This window comes from Clostridioides sp. ZZV14-6387 (genome assembly GCF_020657835.1).
Lineage (GTDB): Bacteria > Bacillota > Clostridia > Peptostreptococcales > Peptostreptococcaceae > Clostridioides > Clostridioides difficile_A.
This window is the reverse complement of the sequence record NZ_JAGWCW010000027.1, coordinates 1-21652: the sequence shown is the minus strand read 5'-3', so window position 1 is coordinate 21652 and position 21652 is coordinate 1. Positions and strand designations below refer to the sequence as shown.

The 21652-nt window shown below is 27.0% G+C and carries 28 protein-coding genes; 22 read left to right on the top strand and 6 right to left on the bottom strand.

Translation table 11 applies throughout. From position 1 onward, the window contains the following. The first annotated feature begins 4 nt into the window (after window positions 1–4). The 16 genes from KGF38_RS15425 (at window position 5) to KGF38_RS20615 (ending at window position 10361) form a co-directional block, all read left to right on the top strand. On the top strand, window positions 5–265 hold the full coding sequence (locus KGF38_RS15425) for a DUF2577 domain-containing protein (protein ID WP_227832502.1): 261 nt from the start codon (window positions 5–7) through the stop codon (window positions 263–265). 4 nt (window positions 266–269) lie between these two features. Next, the gene (locus KGF38_RS15420; RefSeq protein WP_169469051.1) at window positions 270–689 is read left to right on the top strand and encodes a DUF2634 domain-containing protein; all 420 of its coding nucleotides are present in this window, start codon (window positions 270–272) and stop codon (window positions 687–689) included. Next, the gene (locus tag KGF38_RS15415; RefSeq protein ID WP_227832501.1) at window positions 690–1739 is read left to right on the top strand and encodes a baseplate J/gp47 family protein; all 1050 of its coding nucleotides are present in this window, start codon (window positions 690–692) and stop codon (window positions 1737–1739) included. Next, window positions 1732–2349, top strand: a complete 618-nt coding sequence (locus tag KGF38_RS15410; RefSeq protein ID WP_169469055.1) for a YmfQ family protein — start codon at window positions 1732–1734, stop codon at window positions 2347–2349. Before KGF38_RS15415 ends, KGF38_RS15410 begins: the two co-directional genes overlap by 8 nt. An 11-nt stretch (window positions 2350–2360) precedes the next feature. Further along, a complete protein-coding gene (locus KGF38_RS15405; RefSeq protein ID WP_227832500.1) occupies window positions 2361–3386 on the top strand; it encodes a phage tail protein in 1026 nt (341 codons plus the stop codon). A 15-nt stretch (window positions 3387–3401) separates the two neighbouring features. Beyond that, window positions 3402–5015, top strand: a complete 1614-nt coding sequence (locus KGF38_RS15400; RefSeq protein ID WP_227832499.1) for a glycine rich domain-containing protein — start codon at window positions 3402–3404, stop codon at window positions 5013–5015. A gap of 17 nt (window positions 5016–5032) precedes the next feature. Then, the gene (locus KGF38_RS15395) at window positions 5033–5380 is read left to right on the top strand and encodes a hypothetical protein (RefSeq protein ID WP_227832498.1); all 348 of its coding nucleotides are present in this window, start codon (window positions 5033–5035) and stop codon (window positions 5378–5380) included. 11 nt (window positions 5381–5391) lie between these two features. Continuing rightward, the gene (locus KGF38_RS15390; protein ID WP_227832497.1) at window positions 5392–5562 is read left to right on the top strand and encodes a hypothetical protein; all 171 of its coding nucleotides are present in this window, start codon (window positions 5392–5394) and stop codon (window positions 5560–5562) included. Window positions 5563–5596: 34 nt separating this feature from the next. Next, window positions 5597–6859: a hypothetical protein gene (locus KGF38_RS15385; protein ID WP_227832496.1), complete on the top strand. Its 1263-nt coding sequence runs from the start codon at window positions 5597–5599 to the stop codon at window positions 6857–6859. A gap of 1 nt (window position 6860) precedes the next feature. After that, entirely contained in the window at window positions 6861–7160 is a 300-nt protein-coding gene (locus KGF38_RS15380; protein ID WP_227832495.1) for a hypothetical protein, read from the top strand. A 1-nt stretch (window position 7161) separates the two neighbouring features. After that, a complete protein-coding gene (locus tag KGF38_RS15375; protein WP_095904959.1) occupies window positions 7162–7299 on the top strand; it encodes an XkdX family protein in 138 nt (45 codons plus the stop codon). Window positions 7300–7330: 31 nt separating this feature from the next. Continuing rightward, window positions 7331–7561, top strand: coding sequence for a hemolysin XhlA family protein (locus tag KGF38_RS15370; RefSeq protein ID WP_054271786.1), 231 nt, complete (start codon window positions 7331–7333; stop codon window positions 7559–7561). A 16-nt stretch (window positions 7562–7577) separates the two neighbouring features. After that, complete coding sequence (locus tag KGF38_RS15365) at window positions 7578–7838, top strand: phage holin family protein (RefSeq protein WP_227483477.1); 261 nt, start codon at window positions 7578–7580, stop codon at window positions 7836–7838. Next, window positions 7835–8629, top strand: a complete 795-nt coding sequence (locus KGF38_RS15360; RefSeq protein WP_227832494.1) for an N-acetylmuramoyl-L-alanine amidase — start codon at window positions 7835–7837, stop codon at window positions 8627–8629. Before KGF38_RS15365 ends, KGF38_RS15360 begins: the two co-directional genes overlap by 4 nt. 155 nt (window positions 8630–8784) lie before the next feature. After that, a complete protein-coding gene (locus KGF38_RS15355) occupies window positions 8785–10089 on the top strand; it encodes a hypothetical protein (protein ID WP_227832493.1) in 1305 nt (434 codons plus the stop codon). Continuing rightward, window positions 10068–10361, top strand: coding sequence for a cell wall-binding repeat-containing protein (locus KGF38_RS20615; protein ID WP_413926761.1), 294 nt, complete (start codon window positions 10068–10070; stop codon window positions 10359–10361). The genes KGF38_RS15355 and KGF38_RS20615 overlap by 22 nt, the downstream gene beginning before the upstream one ends. A gap of 146 nt (window positions 10362–10507) precedes the next feature. Here the strand turns inward: KGF38_RS20615 and KGF38_RS15345 are convergent, their stop codons facing one another. Genes KGF38_RS15345 through KGF38_RS15335 form a run of 3 tightly spaced genes read right to left on the bottom strand, consistent with a single transcriptional unit; the run spans window position 10508 to window position 12844 of the window. Beyond that, a complete protein-coding gene (locus tag KGF38_RS15345) occupies window positions 10508–11542 on the bottom strand; it encodes a hypothetical protein (protein WP_227832492.1) in 1035 nt (344 codons plus the stop codon). A gap of 6 nt (window positions 11543–11548) precedes the next feature. Then, entirely contained in the window at window positions 11549–12283 is a 735-nt protein-coding gene (locus KGF38_RS15340) for a hypothetical protein (protein ID WP_227832491.1), read from the bottom strand. A gap of 3 nt (window positions 12284–12286) precedes the next feature. Beyond that, complete coding sequence (locus KGF38_RS15335; RefSeq protein ID WP_227832490.1) at window positions 12287–12844, bottom strand: hypothetical protein; 558 nt, start codon at window positions 12842–12844, stop codon at window positions 12287–12289. Window positions 12845–13247: 403 nt separating this feature from the next. On the opposite strand from KGF38_RS15335, the gene KGF38_RS15330 reads away from it, so the two are divergent. The 6 genes from KGF38_RS15330 to KGF38_RS15310 all read left to right on the top strand — a co-directional run bounded on the left by KGF38_RS15330 (window position 13248) and on the right by KGF38_RS15310 (window position 16834). Then, a complete protein-coding gene (locus tag KGF38_RS15330) occupies window positions 13248–14000 on the top strand; it encodes a sulfite exporter TauE/SafE family protein (protein WP_054270423.1) in 753 nt (250 codons plus the stop codon). Window positions 14001–14212: 212 nt separating this feature from the next. After that, window positions 14213–14347, top strand: a complete 135-nt coding sequence (locus KGF38_RS20430) for a hypothetical protein (protein ID WP_054270422.1) — start codon at window positions 14213–14215, stop codon at window positions 14345–14347. A gap of 261 nt (window positions 14348–14608) precedes the next feature. After that, window positions 14609–14902, top strand: coding sequence for an autorepressor SdpR family transcription factor (locus KGF38_RS15325; protein WP_021384784.1), 294 nt, complete (start codon window positions 14609–14611; stop codon window positions 14900–14902). After that, window positions 14883–15524: an SdpI family protein gene (locus KGF38_RS15320; RefSeq protein WP_054270421.1), complete on the top strand. Its 642-nt coding sequence runs from the start codon at window positions 14883–14885 to the stop codon at window positions 15522–15524. The genes KGF38_RS15325 and KGF38_RS15320 overlap by 20 nt, the downstream gene beginning before the upstream one ends. 260 nt (window positions 15525–15784) lie before the next feature. Continuing rightward, window positions 15785–16117: a carboxymuconolactone decarboxylase family protein gene (locus tag KGF38_RS15315; protein WP_054270420.1), complete on the top strand. Its 333-nt coding sequence runs from the start codon at window positions 15785–15787 to the stop codon at window positions 16115–16117. A 552-nt stretch (window positions 16118–16669) separates the two neighbouring features. Then, a complete protein-coding gene (locus tag KGF38_RS15310; RefSeq protein ID WP_054270419.1) occupies window positions 16670–16834 on the top strand; it encodes a hypothetical protein in 165 nt (54 codons plus the stop codon). Window positions 16835–17243: 409 nt separating this feature from the next. On the opposite strand, the gene KGF38_RS15305 is transcribed toward KGF38_RS15310, so the two are convergent. The 3 genes from KGF38_RS15305 to KGF38_RS15295 all read right to left on the bottom strand — a co-directional run bounded on the left by KGF38_RS15305 (window position 17244) and on the right by KGF38_RS15295 (window position 21293). Then, window positions 17244–18089, bottom strand: a complete 846-nt coding sequence (locus KGF38_RS15305; RefSeq protein ID WP_054270418.1) for an NTF2-like N-terminal transpeptidase domain-containing protein — start codon at window positions 18087–18089, stop codon at window positions 17244–17246. 101 nt (window positions 18090–18190) lie between these two features. Then, window positions 18191–18952: an ABC transporter ATP-binding protein gene (locus KGF38_RS15300; RefSeq protein ID WP_054270417.1), complete on the bottom strand. Its 762-nt coding sequence runs from the start codon at window positions 18950–18952 to the stop codon at window positions 18191–18193. 10 nt (window positions 18953–18962) lie between these two features. Further along, a complete protein-coding gene (locus tag KGF38_RS15295; protein WP_054270416.1) occupies window positions 18963–21293 on the bottom strand; it encodes an ABC transporter permease in 2331 nt (776 codons plus the stop codon). Window positions 21294–21652 lie beyond the last annotated feature (359 nt).

The window sequence follows — 21652 nt, the reverse complement described above, 5'->3', positions numbered from 1 at the left end:
TAAAATGTCACAGGAATTATTGCAAATAATTAAAAAGGCAGCAATGGATGCAGTAGAAACAAGTAATCCAATGCAAATTGTATTTGGAACAATAGAAAGTGTAAGTCCTTTAAAAATTAAAATAGAACAAAAATTATCTATTGGTGAATTTTTTTTAATACAAACAGATACATTTAAAAGATATACAGATAAAAAGATAGGAGATAAATTAGTTTTAATTCGTATGCAAGGAGGACAACAGTATTTAATTTTAGATAGGATGTGATGAAGTGATACCAACAGACACTATTGACTATGATATAGAAGATGTATCAATTATAAACTTTGATGTAAGAGAAGAACCAAGTAAGACCTTTAAATTAAATATAGAAAAAAATAAAGTAGATGGTATTTGTGATGATGTGGAAGCATTAAAACAGACCATCTTTTTGATTTTAAATACTGAAAGATATGAGCACTTTATTTATTCTTGGAATTATGGGGTCGAGTTGAACGACCTTATTGGAGAACCTGTCTCATATGTAATACCCGAGTTAGAGAGAAGGATAACAGAAGCATTAGTGCAGGATGATAGAATTGAAAATGTAGATAATTTTGAGTTTGAAAATATAAAGGGTAAAGTACATTGTAAGTTCATAGTTCACAGTAAATATGGAAATATAAAAGCAGAGAAGGTGGTGAGTGTATAATTGTTTGAGTTAATGACTTTTGAAAATATAATTAAAAGAATGTTAGATAGTGTACCAAATACACTAGATAAGAGAGAAGGTTCTATAATATATAATGCCTTGGCACCAGTGGCTATCGAATTGACAGAAGCTTATATAGCAATGGATGAAATGCTAGACCAAACATTTGTAGATACTGCTAGTTACTATTATTTAGAGAAAAGATGTAAGGAAAGAGGAATTACACCACTTGAAGCTACTAATACAATTGCAAAAGGAGTCTTTAATATAGATATTCCTCTTGATTCAAGATTCAATCTAGGAGAATACAATTATATTGCAACTGAAAGGATTAGCGAAGGTATATATAAGATGAAATGTGAAACTGCTGGACCTATCTTTGAACTTGGTAAGTTGATTCCAATTGAATATGTAGACAAATTAGAAACAGCAGAATTGACAGAAATATTGATAAATGGAGAAGAGGAAGAATCAGAGGACAGTTTAAGACAAAGATACTATGATAGTTTAAATTCACAAAGTTTCGGTGGGAATATACAAAACTATAAGGATGAAGTTAATAAATTGCCTGACGTTGGGGGAGTTAAAGTTTATCCAGTTTGGGACGGTGGAGGAACTGTTAAGTTAGTAATAATTAACTCTAACTTCAAAGTACCATCTGCTGACTTAGTTAATTTAGTACAAGAAGAAATTGACCCTATACAAAATCAAGGAGAAGGTATTGGATTAGCACCTATAGGACATAAAGTTACTGTTACAGGAGTCGTGAGTACAACTATAAACATATCAGCAGAGATAACATATAAAAGTGGCTATACTTGGGAGAATATAAAGACTATAGCAGAAGAAACAATTGACGATTATTTAAATGAACTTAATATGAGCTGGGAAGATGAAGAAAACTTAATAGTTCGTATAGCTCAGATAGAAACTCGTTTGCTAAGTATTGATGGAGTATTAGACATTGCAAACACAATGATAAATGATGTCAAATCTAATCTAACAATAGATAGTAATAGCATAGTAGTAAGAGGTGAAGTAGTTGGATAAAGAGATAAATCTAATAAGTTACTTACCGCAGATTTTACAAGATAAAGAAGAATATATAAAAGCATTTAATGCAGATAACAAAGAAATAAAGATACTACATGATAAATTAGATGATGTCTTAAATGACCAGTTCTTAGAAGATTTGACCATAACTGGTATAAAAAGATGGGAAAAAATAATGTCTATAGTTCCTAAATCAAATGAGAGCCTAGAGGATAGAAGGTTTAGGATTTTTAGTAAATATATAAGTAAATTACCTTACTCAGAACTATTTTTAAGAAACTGGCTAGATAGTATAGTTGGAGAAGGAAACTATGAATTAACTATAAATAATGCTACTTATAATATACATCTTGAAAGTGATGCGAGAAATCAAGATTGGTTTAATGAGGTTCATTCTTTTGTAAGCAGCATCAAACCTTGCAACATGAGTTTTGACTACACTAGAATACTTATAAGTAAAGATAATTATATGAATTTTGGAATAACCACTTTAATGGGTCAAGAGATAACAATATATCCTTGGAGTCCACCAAACATAGAAACGTATGGAGAAATTGATATATTAACAGGAAATGGAGTTGGATACCAAGAAATAACAATATTTTAGGAGGTGATATATTGGCTATAGATAAAAGTTATTACACTATAATTACAAATGTAGGAAAGGCAAAGATAGCAAATGCAAGTGTTACAGGTAACAAAGTAGGGTTTGTAAAAATTCAACTTGGAGATGGTGGAGGAAGTGAGTATACTCCTACTGAAAGTCAGACAAAACTTAAAAATGTGGTATGGGAAGGCAACATCGGAAATACAACCACAGATGAAACTGCGCCAAACTGCATAATATTAGAGAGTTTAATACCATCAAGTGTAGGTGGGTTTATGATAAGAGAAATAGGATATTTAGATGATGAAAATAATCTAATTGCAATCTCTAAATATAAAGAATGTTATAAACCTTCTATAGAACAAGGAGCAGTTGTTGATATGAAGGTTAAAACTGTGCTTATTGTATCTAATGTAAATAATATAGAACTTAAAATTGACCCTACAATAATTTTTGCTACGCTCAAAGATATACAGGATTTAGATGCTAAAATAAGCAATGTAAACACTAAAATAGATACAACTAAAACAGAGTTAACAAGCAACATAGAAACTACTAAGGCGGAGATTAACACTAGAATTGACACAGAAAATGAGAAACAAAATATAAAGATTGACAGTATCGTTGCAGGGGGAGTTAATGTATCTCATACACATATCATAGAAACAGATGATTGGGTTTTAAATAGTGAAACTAGCATGTATGAAGTAACTATAAATCATCCTTTATTGACTAAAAGAATACTAATAGCTTTATATGATGAAATTGGAGAAGCACTTACACCAAATGCTAGAGCTATTGATGATAATAGTATTCTTGTTAGGAATGAAGAAAATATTAAGATGTATGTGTATTTGATAAATGGAAATGCACAAACTAGTTTAATTAATGCGACTGTTGATGATAATAGAGTGAGTGAAATGACTACTTATTCATCAAAAAAGATTGAGGATAGATTCGTTAATTTAGAAGAAAAATTGAATGGAAATTTATCTACTATTGCAACGAGTGTAAATGAGTTGATAACTTATTGTTAGAGAGGAGAGTGAAAAATGGCTACAGAATGGAATTTTAATTTTAAAGCAGAACCACAACCTATTACTTTAAAACCAGGTAGATATAAACTTGAATGCTGGGGTGCTAGTGGCGGAGAAACGCATAGTGCTGCGTCTCATTCGGGCGGAGGATACTCTGTTGGTGAACTTATACTAAGAAAAGAGACTCTTTTATATGTTTATGTTGGTCAACTAGGTTTAGATACTTCTTCTACTGACTATGTATTTAATGGAGGTGGTTATGGTGTTAGTACTGGAGGAGGAGCTACTGATATAAGACTTGTTGGAGGAGCGTGGGACAGTGAACAAGGTTTATTTTCACGTATAATTGTAGCAGGAGGAGGTGGTGGTGGTCATGCAGGTTTTGGAGGCGGTAATGGAGGTGGATTAAAAGGAGAAAATAGTATTACTTCTGATGGAAGTGCTGTTGGAGCAACTCAATATGATGGAGGTAGAGGTTTAGAAAATGATGGCAAAAATGATGGCTTCTTTGGAAAAGGTGGTTGTTCTTCTAATCATGCAGGAGGCGGTGGTGGATGGTTTGGTGGTTCAGGTTGCTACTATTCTCACTGCAATGGCGGAGGAGGTAGTGGATATGTTCTAACTAAAAACAGTTATAAACCTACTGGATATACACCAACTTCTGAATATTGGCTAGAAAATGCTAGTACAACGGCAGGTAAAACATCAGCGGGTAATAGTGGAGTCAATGGTAAAGCCAAAATAACATTACTCCAAACATTACCTTTTTTAACTGTATTAGCTTATAACTCAACTACTGCAACGTTTAAAGCAGACCACACAGACCCTACACTATTAACTAAAATAGAATATTTTATAGATGATGTATTAAAAGAAACTATAACAGAAGATTTAACAACAGAGAAAACAATTAACTATACGTTAGAAGATAATACACTGCACACACTTAAAATAGTCGTTACAGACAGTGCAAATGCTACAGTAGAAAAAGTATTAAGTATAAGTAAGAATATAATGCCATTGCCTGAAGAAAATGTGAATTTGAATGATATATCTACAAAACTAGTTGAAGTTAATACAGGATTTAAGGTTGGTAAAACAAGTATTATAAATACTTTAGCATTAAAGAATATAGAAGCAAATTTAAATAATACACTTGTTGAGTTGTCAGAAAAAATAAAGACTTCTTTTGACAGTTCAGACGCTAGTGTTGAGGAGTTGCAAAATAGGATAACAGAGTTAAATAATCAGTTAAGTCAAAGGATTAAATGGGCAACTGGTACTTATACTCCGCCTGATGGTTCTCAAAACCTTTTAACTGTTCCGACTAATTTAAACTTTGTACCAAAAACTATTATAATTAGGTATATTTCTTTTAGAGATGGTTCTCAACCTTTTAAGTATCTTAGTGCTTATCCTTGTATGAGTGGTAGAAATCAAAATCTTAGATATGATAATGGTTCATATACTCGTATTGTTGGTACTGCTAATATTAGAGATATTACTGCTGATAGGTTTAATATTGAAATGAGTACAAGTGATTTAAATGCTGGAATTAAATTTCCTATTAGTTTTTATACTAACACTTTTAGATGGTATGCTTTAGACATAGAATTTTTAGATAATTAATAAAATGAGGTGATGATATGAATAGAGGAAATAGAATAATTTACGACCAAACAGGTAAAGTGTGGTTTCAAACAGGTGAAGCGACAGGAGATATATTAGAACATGATGTAATAACAGAACTACATTGCTTAGATGTTGAGTATGGAAGTATAAACTATAGTAAACAGTATATAGAGTCTATAAATCCAGCTACAAAAGAACCAGTTTTGAAAGATATAGAAATTGTTTTGACAGATGAACAAAAGAGATTACAAGCATTAGAAGAAGAACTAAGTATGTTAAAAGAAGAAAATAAAAATAGAGATAGTGAGATAGTAAACACAGCATTTGAAGTAGTAAATATGAAATTAAATAATAATATCTAGGAGGAATTAATATGTATAACTTATTAAAATTAATGATAGAACAAAAGAATTATAGCACTAAGGAGGATTTACAACATAAGATTGATGTATTCTATGCAGTAAACAGGATTTCAGAAGAACAATATTTAGAGTTAACAGCTTTATTAAATAAAGAAGAAACACCAGTAGAACCAACAGTATAGGAGGTTCTTTTTTTATTGGAAAGAGGTGATTTAATTGACTTTCAAAGAGTTAGTTAATAAAGTTAGAAATCTTGTATTGGAGGCAAAGAATGTAACTATAGAAGATACAGAGAATAATTTTACAAGTAATAATGTAGAAGATGCTTTAAAAGAGGTTTTTCAAAGTGGAGTTAATGCCAAAAATAATGTAGTAACAGCATTAGCTTCAAAAGGTGCAGATGTTACTACAAGTGACACATGGGAAGATATAAAGAATAAAATTGATAATGCTGCAGGAAGATTAGACTTAAATTTAATAACAACAAATTTAGGGACATATGACTTAGTTTCTAATGGAGAATTTGATTTTTCAAAAGATACAACAGATGAAATTAGACGGATATTTGAAAATGAAGGAAATACTTATATTTTATATAGTAAGCAGATTATTAAATTAGATGAAGACTTTAAAGTTATATATAAAATAGAAAGTACTGATTTAGAATCTGAACTATCTAACTATTTCATATATGTTGATGACTATTTATATGTATATTCTACTCGTTATGTATATAAAATAAATAAAAATACAGGGATTGTAGAAGCAACAATGAATTGCTTAGGCGTAGGTACTGACTGTGATGTATGTAAAGATGAAAATATTCTATATAACAATCGTGGTTCAGAGATTGTTGCAATAGATGCAAATACAATGTTGTTATCTCATAAAAGAGATTTTTCCTCAGCTATTTATGCAGATGGCGACCCGAAAGGCTTGGTTGTATTTGGTGGCTATTTATATAATCTTGCTTATTCAGAAATTAACACACTTAGACTTTATAGAATAAATAAAGACCTTGCAGGTATAAGTACTATGCTTACTTTACCATCTGGATTATGGCACACTCGTAGACTTATGGTTTTAAATGATTATTTGTATATAACAAATAGCAAAGATACATCTACTAATTTTACAGTTGCTGCATATGATTACTCTATTAGTCCTGTATATTCATATACTACATCGCAAAAACGCATTTATGAAATAGATAGCGATGGAGAGCATGTGTATGTATATTGTGAATTTGGGGAAAGTACAAGTGGTAAAGAAGCAACTGGTAGTATATTAAAATTTAATAAAGACTTAACTTTTATACAAGAATATATAGTAAAACAAGATAGCAAACCTAACAACGCAAATCCTAATTTTCAAAAAGTAGGGAACAAAATTATTGCAGTAAGAAAAGATAAAAAAACTATGGAAACACTTATAAATTACAAAGGCATATATTTGCCAAAAGAAGGAGAGGCGTTTTAATATGATTTATTTAGGAAATTTAATGGATACAGAGGAACAAAATATAAAATATGCTGGTATGATACACTATAAACCAACTTTACTATCAGATGAAGATTTAAAGCAAGGCATTTTGGTAGAGAGTTTACCAATTCAAAAATACGCAGAGAATAAAGAGGCAAAGTTATTTATAAATATAGATACTAAAGAAGTTTTCTATAGATATACAGATATTAAAAGTAGTATAGAAGATAAAGTAAATTCTACAGAACAAACAATAGCAGATTTAACATTTCAATTAATGAATAATGGGGTGATATAGTATGAACTGGTATAAGATAATAACAGACTTCTACAGAAATGGGAACTGGACTAAAGAGCAAGTTAAAATGGCAGTTGCAAAGAATAAGATAACATCAATAGAATATAAAGAAATTGTAGGAGAGGACTATATAGCATAGTCTTTTTTTATACAAAAATAAGGAGGTTTTCATGAATGAAGAACTTTTCAAAGACCATTTGAAACGACACGAAGTAACAATAAATAAACATAATGATGAAATAGATGAATTGAAAGTAGCGAATATAGAGTCTAAAGCAGAGTTAAAGGCACTATGTGAGAACTTAAACTCACTTACAAGTATGCTAAAGTGGCTAATTGGAACAATGATTACAACACTTGTTGGCTTCTTTATATTTGCAATACAGAGAGGAATATTTTAAATTAGGAGGATAAGATATGGATAATTTAATAAGTTTCATACCCGAGCAGTTACTAATTTTAGTAGCTGCTCTTTATGTTATAGGAGCAGGTTGTAAGAAGTATAAACAGTTAGATAACAAGTATATTCCAGTAGTGTTATTGATACTTGGGATAGGTTTCTCAGTATGGATGTTAGGATTAAATGCTGATGCAGTCTTACAAGGTGTAATTTGTTGGGGTATATCAATAGGTATAAATCAAACTTACAAACAGTTGAAGGAGGAAAATAAACAATGAAAATAGCAATAGTGCCAGGACATACATTAAGTGGAAAAGGAACAGGAGCAACTGGCTATATAGATGAAGGAAAAGAAAACAGAATACTAACTGATTTAATTGTTAAGTGGTTGAAACAAGGTGGAGCTACTGTATATTCCGGAAAAGTAGATAAATCGAATAATTATCTATCTGAACAATGTCAAATAGCAAATAAACAAGTTGTAGATTTAGCAGTACAAGTTCATTTTAATGCGAACAGTGCAACCTTAAATCCAATGGGTACAGAAACAATATATAAAACTAATAATGGCAAAGTGTATGCAAATAGAGTAAATGATAAATTAGCAACAGTATTTAAAAATAGAGGTGCAAAATCAGATGTAAGAGGTCTTTATTGGCTTAGCCATACAAAAGCACCAGCAATATTAATTGAAACTTGTTTTGTAGATAGTAAGGCTGATACAGATTATTATATTAAATACAAAAATACAGTAGCGAGATTAATTGCAGAAGGTATATTAAATAAAAATATAAATAGTGAGGATAAAATCATGTATAAATATACAATCGTTTATGATGGAGAAGTTGACAAAATCCCTGCAACCGTAGTTGGTTGGGGGTATAATGATGGAAAAATATTAATATGTGATATAAAAGATTATGTACCAGGTCAGACTGAGAACTTATATGTTGTAGGTGGAGGAGCATGTAATAAGATAAGTTCTATAACTAAAGAAAGATACACTATGATAAAAGGAAATGATAGATTTGATACACTTTATAAGGCGTTAGATTTTATTAATAGATAGATTAGAAGGTAACAACTAGAATTAGTTGTTACCCTCTAATTCCTAATCCCTAATAAAAAATAATTTATTATATAATAATATTAAAGTTTGTTTCTAAGGTTAATATTATGTGCTACAATTCAATTGGGTAAATATTATTTGAATGAGGTGTGGGGATGAAAACTTTAAGTAAAAAAGCAGTTATTTTATCACTTTCATTGGTAGTTGTATCACCTTTGATACATAAGATAAATGCAGAAGATATTGAGAAAAATAGGGAAGTTAGATATGAAACAAGGAAAGCTAATAACTTAGAAAATATGACAATGGAAGAAGCCTTTCCAGATGAAAATTTTAGAAAAGTAATTTGTTATAAACTAAGTATTTTAGATGATGGAAATCCAATTGGAATTTCACAAAAAGCGATTATAGAATCTACAAAAGATTTAACCTTAGGGAGCAAATCAATAAAAAATTTATCTGGAATTAATTATTTTATTGGATTAGAAAATTTTAGTTGTAGAGGAAATAATTTAACGAGTTTAGATTTAAGTAGCAACATAAATTTAAAAGAATTGTATTGTAACGAAAATCAATTAACAAGTCTAGATTTAAGTAATAATAAAGAGTTAACAACAGTACATTGTGGAGAAAATAATCTAACAAACTTAGTTATAGAAAATTCTAAATTAGACGAATTGAACTGTAGAAAAAATAATTTAAAGAGTTTAGATATAACTAAAGCAACTAATTTGACAACTCTTTTATGTTTTGAAAATGAATTGACTAGTTTGAACTTATCTAAGAATCAGAAATTAAAAATTTTGAAATGTGATTATAATAATTTAAATGATTTAGATATATCTACAAATTTAGAATTACAGGATTTAAACTGTTCTTTTAATCAATTAGAAAATATAAATTTAGATAATAATAAAGAACTTGTTAAGTTAATTTGTCACAACAATAAATTGCAAAATTTAAATTTAAAAAGCCATGAAAAACTTGTAAAACTATATTGTAATCAAGAACAATTAAGTACTTTAAATGTGGAAAATTGTATTAATTTGGAAGATTTAACTTGTAGTAGAAGTAATCTGAAGAATTTGGATATAAGTAGCAATAAGAATTTAAAATATCTAGAGTGTGCAGCAAACAAGTTAACAAATTTGAATATAGAGAATAATATAGAACTTTTAGAATTATACTGTTATGGCAATGAAATAAAAGCTTTAGATATAAGTAAAAATATTGACTTAGAAAATTTAACTTGTTATAAAAATAAATTAGATAGTTTAAATACAAGTAAAAATAAAAATCTTAAATACTTATATTGTTCACAAAATGAATTAACTAGCTTGGATGTAACAAAAAATACAGAACTTGTAAGTCTATATTGTGGGGAAAATAGATTAACCAGCTTAGATGTAAGCCAAAACACAAAATTAAAAGAATTAGATTGGTCAAATCAAAAAAATTAACATCAACAGGAGGTTCGTCAGGAAGTGGAGGAGGCTCATCATCTACAAATGAAGAGTCTTCTAAACCTACTTCAACAACTTTTAAGGAAAAAATAACAGGTGCAGACAGAAATGAAACATCAGTGAAAATAAGTCAAAAAGGATGGAATAAAGCTAATAATATAGTGTTAATAAATGACTCTAGCATATCGGATGCTTTATCAGCAACACCATTTGCTAAGTCTAAAGATGCACCAATATTACTTACTAAAAATAAACAATTATATATTTGATTTAAAAATGTAATAAAATAAGCTGACATAGATTAATTAAAATATAAAAAGCTTTAAGTTTGGCTAAGTTCTAAATTTTACAAAAACCTCCAAATCAGTATATTTTTATTCTATATCAATTTGGAGGTTTTTTACCTATTTTAATTTCATTCATCCATATCTATATCATCCATATCAAGTTCATTATTTATAGGCAAAAGATCAGTTGCAACTTCGTCCATAGAAAGGTTTTGTATTTTATTTACATCTACTTCTTCTGGTGCTAACTTTGGAATACTTTTATCTAATTTTTCTATTTCAATATCCACTCTTTCTTTTATATCTTCAGCTATTCTTTTTATAAAATCTCTCTTTAAAGCAGGTGACCATTCTGCATTAATAATAGACTCTTGATAACTTTGTACTATTATTGGGATTATAATTTTTATAATTAAAATAGAAATTGCAGCATTAAGTTTTTCTAAATTGCCAAGTCGTTTGAAGTCTCCAGTATAATAGTTTTGGTCAAATCTAATAGTTCCTGTAAGCTGAATTTCTAAAACTAATGAATGAAAAATACCTCCAATAGAATAAGTTACTTTATTTTTTAAGAGTTTCAAATTATTATTTAATAAAAAAGCAAGAGTACCTAATATTTTTGTTATTCGATCTCCTTCACCAGTAAGTGTATTTCCTAAATCCTTAGTACTTCCTCGATACCTTTTTAACGAGGTTAAATAAAGACTTTTTCCTGAATCTAAAGGAGACTTTGGGGATTTATCAAGAAAAGATTTAAACATCCAATATAATAAATCTTCACCAATATCAGGTCTTTGGTTTTGAAGTTCACCCCATGTATCCTTATTGAAATATTGTTTTAGTAGTTTTTGAGAAGTTTGATGTCCTCTAAAAGCATTTATATATACATCATTATTAAACTCATATATTAAAACATCTATATCAGTTAAAGAGTGTTGCTCAGTACTAACAGGTGATAACTTAAAAAAAATGCATTTAATCTCTTTATCTAATATGCTTAAAACAGTAACATTATCTTTATCAAAATCTAAAATCTTAGAAAAATTTATAGAGTAGTTATCTGAAATTTGTCTATTTGGTGTATCAAGAATTCTTTCAGCTATTTGTTCAATAGTAAGTTTATTGTTTAAAGTCCAACAAGAAAATGAAACCAGTATATTCACCCCCCTTTATTGATTTGTTTTTATCTTATGAGGTTTATAAGAAACATCATAAAATAGTTTGATTATGTAGATTAATACAAATCTGCATATTATGTTGTTTGATTTAGGCTTTATAGCCACATCTATAAAACATTCATCATAAGCATTTATTGTTAGGTTAGTGATTAGATTTATTCTGGTAAATGTTTCACCTAAGTATTTGTCTAATTTTGACTCAGGAAGAGCATCAAATATGTTTACAATAAATAAACCAAGAGTATTATTATCTGTAAATTGAGTAGTATTCCAAAATCTGTCATCAACTGTAAGATCTATCCATGAAGGATAGGACAGTTCTATATTTATGCCTCCAAGCCATTTACAAAGCAAATATCCTAACTTATTAGAATAGTCTAAATTAATATGTAAATAAAATATCTTTGGTACATGGCTAATAGATGTTGCAAGAGGTAATTCGGTCGAATCTGATTTTAAGTTAGAGTTTCTTAAAACAATTTCAATCTTAGGAAAGCTAAATAATAAATAAATAATAAAGTTAGATAGTGCAATTAGTATGGTAGAATTAACTGTATGCTTTAAATCATTATCCATTATGTATTTAGAAATTCTAGAACCATAACCACCAAATATATTTAGTATAGGAAGTACATCAAATCCAGTAACTGCTAAAATTATAATTAAGAGAGAGCTACCTATAATAGTAGATAAAAATGAAGAATTTCTTAAAAATTTTGAAATCATGTTTTATCTTCTGGAAAAGCAGTCCATAAATAGTACTCTTAAGTTTTCAAGTGTGTCATGTTCTTCGACAAACAAAACACCATTATTAAAAAATCGAGTATCTACATTAAATGGAGGAGTAGGAATCATGTGAGATATAACAATTGACTGTATGTCAATGCATTCGTCTAACATTAACCACTCTAAATTATTTATTAAGGCCTCTTTTAATTGTAATTTATTTTCACTATCAAAGGTCATATTTATTTTAGTAATAATATTTTTGATTTTATCAGTTTGGTTTGAGTCTATAAATTCTGAAAAAACTATAGGTCCTAAATGTAAACTATTGGTGATAGAGTAGCTGATTATGTCTATAAATCTATTAGAAGTTATAGTCCACTGTCTTAAATTCAAACCAATAACATTTCTAAGAACATCAGTATAAGACATTCTATTATAGTCATACTTTATACCCACAATGTTATCTGTAAATTTAAATATATTATTATTACCAAATATATTGGTTACTTCTGCTAGTGTATTTTGATCTAATATTTCTAATAACTTATACTGACCCATATAATCACCTCTTTCCTTGAGTATTATTATTAGCTAATACTTACTAATAAATACTTATTCTTATAATAAATTATAACATTTTATATATATTTTATATATATTTTTTATATATTTTAAATGCTAATAATTAAATTGTTTTTTAGATAAAAGTATAGGAATAATATAAATAAGACAATGGTGGCAAAAGCTAACTTGCCACCATCTTGCCACCGAAAATAAAGAATAGAATAAATTTAAATTAAGCATAATAAAACATAAACAACAAAACTTACCTTAATAAAGCATTGCAATACCAACACTTGTAAAAAATAACAACAATAAACAAATAACCTAGAATAATATTACAACTTAAGTAAGATATATGTTGTTAATAAAATTGAGATAGAATATGTGGAGGAGTTTTATGCTTGTAATTATTTTTTTATGCATAGGAGGTTTTTTAGCTGCTTTTGTAGACTCTATAGCAGGAGGGGGCGGACTCATAAGTATGCCTGTTCTTATGGCGATTGGAGTGCCAGTGCATCTTGCTATTGGTACAAATAAATTTGCTGCATCAGCAGGCTGTATAAGTAGTGCTTATAGATACTCAAAATCTGGTAAAACTAATAATGAACTTTTAAAGAAATTAGTACCATTTACTATTATTGGTAGTATTTTAGGTGTAAGATGTGTACTATCAATAAGTGAAGATATATTAAATGTTTTAGTTGTAATAATGATTTTAATAGTGGCTATTTACACTTTTATTTCTAAAAACTTAGGTCAAGAAGATAATTTTGAAGGTATTAATAAGAAAAATCTAAGATTAGGTATGATTATGGCTCTTATAATGGGTTTTTATGATGGTTTTTTTGGACCTGGTACAGGTACTTTTTTAACTTTTGGATTTATAAAAATATATGGATATGATTTTTTACATGCTTCTGCAAATACAAAAATATTAAACTTAACAAGTAACATAACATCATTATTATTGTTTATGATAAATGGTCAAGTATACTACAAAATTGCTATAGTGTTTGCATTAGTAATGATAATAGGTGCTTATGTGGGTGCTAAAGTTGCTATAAAAAAAGGTTCAAAGATGATAAAACCAATATTTTTAGTAATGGCATTGTTTATGGTCACAAAATTAGTGTATCAAACATTATTTTAATTGATTAACTTTTAAATTTTATAAGTAGTTGTGGTTTTCTTATATTAAAATATATCAAATGACTTTTAAAAGTTCTAATTATCTTCTAATACAGTTCATATGTAATACACATATAAATTGTAATATTATATATAGAAAGATTATATATCAAAAAAATATAATTTTAATTTTATTTATATGAAATATATAATAATTTGTAGGAGGAGTTGTTTATGAATATATCAAGAAGAGCTATGAAGATAATCGAATTGGCACAAAAAATCGCTAATAAAAAAGGTGTAACAGTACAAGAAGCTTGGAATGATGCAATGATAGAATACAAAGCAAAATATGAATATGTTGCATAATCATATGCATTATATTTTAAATATAGGAAATATATAAAATATAAGGGTCTAGAGTTAACTTCTAGGCTCTTTTATTTTTTGAAGTTAAGATATTTGAATAGACATAAAATGTAAGTAAAATCAACTTATTTACAGAAAATAAAAACTTTATTTGATAATTTAAAATAAGTATTTAGAAAAAATTCTAAATAGATATTGAAATATAATAATACCTATGCTATATTCTAATTAGATGAAATTCTAAATAGAGAGGTGATGGTGTTGGGTTTTCCAGAAACGTTTAAAGCTCTTTCAGACCCTGTAAGAAGAGAAATATTACTTATGTTAAGGGGGAATAAAATGTCAGCAGGAGAAATTAGTGAAAAATTTAATATGACAAATGCCACAATTTCTTATCATCTATCTCAATTAAAAAAGGCAGGACTCATATTTGAGACAAAGTATAAAAATTTTATTTTCTATGAAATAAACATTTCGGTTTTTGAAGAGGTTATGCTTTGGTTTTCACAATTTATGGAGAAGGGAGAAAAAGATAATGAAAAAAGCGATAAATAAACAATTTATTTTATCTACATTAATATGTTTTATACCATTTATTGTATCAATATATTTTTACAATAGACTACCAAATGAAGTTGCAATTCATTTTGATACTTATGGAAATCCAGATAATTATGCTCCAAAATTTATAGCATCTTTTGGGGTACCATTATTAATGCTATGTGTTCATTTGTATACATGGTTTAGACTTGAAAATGAACCTAAAAAGGCTAATTTTTCAAATGTCATGCAAAATTTATCAAAATGGGGAGTCGCTATACTTGCAGTCATCTTACAAATAATGATGGTTTTGTATTCAACAGGAATTAGTTTGGAGTTTAATTTTTATACAGGATTGATTTTGGGGATAGTAGTTATTTTATTTGGAAATTATCTTCCTAAATGTAAGAAAAATTATTCTATGGGAATAATTTCACCATGGACTCTTAATGATGAAGACAATTGGAATAAGACACATCGTTTAGCTGGATGGATTTGGATTATTGGTGGGATATTGTTAATTATTAATGCTTTTATTAACATACCTTTTTATAATATGTTTGTAATTTTTGTAATTGTAATACTACCATTTATATATTCTTATTTGATATACAGAGTTTCAATGAAAAATAACTAATACAATCAATAATCATCATAATATTTAAATGAATGCAATACTTTTCAGAGCTAAAATATATAATTTAAAATGTACTAAGATGTTTGTTTTAGCTCTGAAAAAATATTATTTAATGAAATTAATATGGTATATTGAAAATTTTAAGAAATTATATTAATTAATCTATTGAATATAATTTAAAAATTTGAATTTAATGTTGAAAGCATAAGTATAGTGTGCTACTATTATAAAAAATTATTTATAAATATAGGAGGTAGAAGATGAATACTAAAGAAATGAAGGAATATAGAAAGTTTTACAATAAAAAATTAAGTGATACAGATGAATTTTTCAGAGTATTTGGAAGTCTTGATGATAAGGCTTATTCAGAAGGAGCTATAAGCAAAAAAAATAAAGAATTAATGGGATTAGCTATTTCTATTTTGAGTAGATGTGATGAATGTATTTGTTATCATATTGAGGGTTGTATTAATTCTGGCACGAGTAATGATGAAATTATAGAAGCAATAAAAATAGGTGTAATTGGTGGTGGGTCTCTTACATATCCAAACGCAAGATTCGCAATAAAGGTTCTAGAAGAGTTTAATGTATAATTTTAGTATCAATAATTTATTTATATTAGTAGCATTTAGTTGTTTAAAATTGTGCTAAATTTTATTCTTATAATATATATTTTTATTGATTTTTTATAATTGTATACAAAAATTTAAAAATGATTTTAAAATTTAGAGTATTTTTTTATTACAGATTATATTGAGAATTATATAGTGCTGCTATTAAATATACGATACTTTTTATTGTTTTGAATAAATTGAATATTGGGATAATTATATTTACATATTTATGTTTCATATAGTAATATATTTTTTATAAGTCATATAAGTCATATAAGTCATATAAGTCTTAATAAAAAGTTTTTGAAAGTACAATAAATAAAATTTTGTTCATTGTATTTTATTATCAAATTTACTACAAATTAAATTGTCTATTTTTATTTATAGAGTAGAATAAACTGTTTTTGTTAGGAATTTTGAAAATAGAATCAGACTAAAAAAATAAAGGAACTAATTTGTCTAACGTTTATTGGTGAAAAATAAATATATAGAAGTTATAATAAGTATATAAAAGTGTATGAGAGGTGTTATATGTTTGGTAAACAAAAAGAAAGTGTTAGATTTCTAGACTTTAATGATGTAGCAGAAAAATTTGGAGAGAAAAAGGCTGTTGCAATTTTTGATGCTATAGCTGGAAAAAAATCTAAAGAACATATTATCAAAGATATAGAAAAATTAGTAAAAAATGAAGTTTAGACATTTATAAGGTATATTGAGCTTGAGGGTAGCTCTTTATACCTTCTTTTTTATTATTTGAGGTATTCTAATGTTTAATTTATTATAGAGATAATGTATTTAAATGCTTTTATATACATAACATAGAGCATTTAATAAACAGTGTTTAGATTTAGATGTGTGAATTTAGTTAATATCTTATTAAATAATATAATTGAAAATTTATTAAGATTTTTAGTTTGAATTTCTATAACTAAGTTTTAGCAATTTCATTTTCTATTTAAATAAAAAACTTATTGTTATAGATTAATATTTATATAGCGATAAGTCTTTGTAGTTTAAAATTGTAATTAATTTTAAAGAAATTATGCTTTAACCGTAAACAATATATAGAAATACTTTATATAGCATATAACTAAAAATTAAATATTTATTGTAGTTTATTTTTTAGTGTATCGAGATTGAGTTTAGGATCTTTATTATCTTTATTAAAGTATAACGCTTTATTTAAATATTGTTGAGCTTCATCAAATTTTTTATGAAACATGAGTATAACACCTTTTAAGTTATATACATTGCTTGCATTTTTTTTATAGTCCGCGTCCTTTTTATCTAGATACTTTAAAGATTTATTAATTGAATTCAAAGCATTGTATGTTGCATCTGGATAATCAGGGTATCCATCGAAACGCATGTAATTACACGCTTGTGCATAATAAAGGTCTGAATCAGTAGGATTAATAGTAATAGCTTTTTTTAGTATGACTTCGACTTCTTTAAATATTTTCAGCCCATGATCATCAAGTTTAAGTTGAGCAAAATCCATACTATTAATTCCAAATTCTTTTTTAAAATCTTCATATAACAAGAGTTTATACTTATTATTTTCAACTACAAAATATCTATTTACCTTTAAAGATTCATCTTTTTTATAAAGAAGATTTTTTATATTAAAAGATTCTTCTAATTTAACAACATTTTTATATTCTTTTCCACCATAGTTATATGTTTTTATAGTTTTTTCTTTACCTATTTTATAGTTAATTATTCTTTTTGTTTCAATTAAAATATCTTGAAATTCTTCAAGATTTTCTAGACTAATTTTTTTCTTGCTATCTTTACTTAATAAACTATATGCTGTTTCATAGTCACCAGAGTTCACTCTATCAATATATTGTTTTGCTACTTCACTAGCACTTTCTTTTGGGGAACATCCTACTACTGATATTACAATTGATAATGTTAAGAGTAAAGTTATGCCTTTAGTAATATTCATAATGCAATCACCTATAATTAAATTTTATTAATTATATTTTAGCATCAAACATTGAATAAGTCATTAGCTTTAAAGTACATAAAGTGAATAGTTTAGTAAAATTAAAAACCTAACTCTGATAGCCAACTCATCAGTTTATTTTCTCGGTATTTTGAATCATGATTATTAAATTTACCTAATTTAATTTTCCCAACAATCATACCATCAGACATAAATAGTACTCGTTCTGTTTTTATTGCTACTTTTACATCATGAGTTACAAGCATAATAGCTGTACCTAATTGATTAATATCTATAAGAATATCCATTATTTCATTTGTTAACTTGGAGTTAAGTGCACCTGTGGGCTCATCTCCAAATAAAATTTTCGGATTATTAATTAAAGCACGACATATAGAAGCTCTTTGAAGTTGACCTCCAGAGACTTGAGTAATATCTTTATCTTTTATTTCTAGAATGTTCATTTTTTCCATAAGTTTTGTTGCTTGTTCATTGATTATTTGACGATTTTCTTCTTTACTTAAGTAAGCAGAAATAATTATGTTATCAAATATATTTAAATTTTTAAGTAAATTACTTTGTTGAAATATAAATCCCATATTTTTTAATCGAAGTTTTGATAATGCTTCTTCTGACAGATTAGAAATCATTTCACCCGAAAATTTGACTGTACCAGAAGTTAATTTATCCATTCCACTTATGTTATGTAGTAGTGTTGATTTACCAGAGCCAGAAGAACCCATAATAGATATAAATTCACCATGTTGAATTGACAAATCTATTCCTTTCAAAACTTGTTGTACATTTCCTTTACCAATAGTATACTCTTTAATAATTTTTTTAGCTTCTATAATATTATTCATAACATACCCCTTATTCTATAATAGACATAATTTTTATTTTATTAATTGCTCTACTAATTACTATAATTGTAGTTAATACTGTGAGAATTAAAACTGATGGATAAAGCACATATACAATTAATGGATTTATTACAAACTGGAGATTTGAGATACCAGAAAGTAGTAATCCAGATATTTTTTGTCCAAGTGTATTTGCCATAATGACTCCTAAAACAGTTCCAATCATAAGTATCAATAACGCTCTAGTAATGTATTGAATGCGTATATCTTTAGTAGAAAATCCTAAGCTAAACATAATTGCTGTTTGTGGCGTATCCTTAGCAATGAGCATTTTAAAGAACATCGCAGTAATTAGTGAAGAAATTGCAATAGATATAACAATAGCTAATTTTATAACAAGTTTTAATTGGCTGATAACAGAACCTAATGTTTGACTTGTATAATTATTCATATCAGTAATCTTAGCAGGGTAATAATTTATGCTGTACTGCTTTAATTTATCTGCTACATTGACACCAGGCTTTAAATTCAAATTTACAATATGCCATAGTATATTATCTTCACTAGATGGTAGCATAGCTTTTGCAGTCTTACCACCATAGGTAATGTCTTGATATATTCCACTAACAGTCAAAATCAACTCTTTATCTTTTAAGAAAATTGATAAATTATCTCCAATGCTTTTTTCTAGTTCATTTGCATTTATGACAGACAATGCAATTTCATTTTCTTTCATTGGTGCAGAACCTTTTACATATGTCAGTGGGAAAGTTCTAAAGTTTCCATTTTCTATTTTAATATTTTCTATTTTGCCATCTTTATTTTTTATTTTATATGAACTTGTTGTAAAGGATGCATACTTTTTAACATCATTGTCAACATTAATTTTTTCTAGTATAGAATTAAAAAGATGCTTAGTTTGTTTTGTTTGAGGCAAATCAATACGAATATCACTCTTGCCAGCACCCATATAAGTGATAAATTCAGGTGATTTAATAGTATTTAAAAAATTAGTTGGTACAGTCATAATAAAAATACAAATCGTATATACAAAACAAAGCAATCCATAGACTGTAATTTTTTTAAACACTTCGTTTAATCCTAAAAGTATGTTAGTATTTGTTATTTTATTTTTGTGTATTTGAAAACTGAATCCATATTTTACAGAGTTAGTAGAACGGTTACCTCTTAATGCATTAACTACTGATATTTTTTTGAATTTTTTAAGTATAACTTTACAAAAGAATACAACACTTAAAAATACAAGAACTGAACCTATAAATGGAACGAGAATACTAAAAATGGTTTTGTCTATGGCTCCCATATAAATGTAAATATTTTTTGTAAAAAGAGGGTCTATAAATAATGAGAGTATGTAACCAAGAAAACTTGCAAAAGATGCAATTAACAAGTATTTTATTAAATATAAGTTTTGGATGTTACCATTTTGAATACCAATGGCCTTCATAACACCAATTTCTCGATAATCTTCTTCAATCGTTGTAATTAAAGTAAATCGTAAACATAAAATAGAAATTGTAATAAGAAGAATACTAATTAAGATGATAATAGTAATTACAATCCCATCAGACAAAGAATTTAGTAATTTGTAAATAGAATAAGTCACTGATGTACCTGTTTGAGGGAGCTTAGTTGATTGATATAACGTTTCAAACTCACTAATTTTATTTATATCATCTAATATAAATTCAATTAAATATTCGCTTTCTCCTATATTAGATTTTAACGTGTTCCAATCATTATCACTGATTAAAAAACGCTTTGAAGTAACAAGTGAAGGGTTCATTTGTGAGTCACGTATAAAATCTTTTATTGTAAATTTCATAAAGAAATTACCATTAATAATTTTTATAGTATCTCCAATTTTCAAATTGGATTGTTTCATATAATATACAGGGACACCTATTTCTCCATCTTTTATTTGCATTATTTGATTGTCCATATCTAATAAAAAATCAAATTTATCGTTTTGTTTTGTAAAACTATTTTCTAGTACACTATTAGCTTGATTTTCTGCTTTATTTCCTAGAAAAATATTAGCTCCATTTATATTTAGAAGTTCAGAAGTTTGCTGTTTTTTTATATATGGAGTTTTAGCTGAGAACTTATCAATTTCTTTTTGTTGTAATTTCCCAGAATACATTTGGACATAATGTGGTGTATGAGATTTTTGAAACAAGGAAGTCATTGAATTAGTTAGCTCTATAATGATATTTATTGAACTAGATACTAGCATTGATGCAAGTAAAATAAAAATAAATAGAGTAATTGTTACTACTTTATTTCGTGTTAAATCTTTTAATAATATTCTTTTTAGCATAAATAATCCTCATTTCTTAAAAATTTTGTATTAAATATTTTAGAATTTTTTTAGTAGCTATATAAACATAAATAAGAAACTGACCGTCGGTCTATAATGATAATATTATAATATCATTAGTTTGTCAAGTCATTTAAAAAGTAAAATATATACATCTTATGATAAAGTGCGTAGAGAGGATTTAGCATAGATAAAGTAGTAAAAATTTTAAAAAGAGAATAATTAATACAAATTATTTTTAGGTTTTTATTAATCATTAATTTTTTATATTAATTAAGGATGTAAAAAATTATCGATTATTTTTATATATTAATATTTATTGAAAAAGATTTGTTAAAAGTAGTGATATCATATACAAA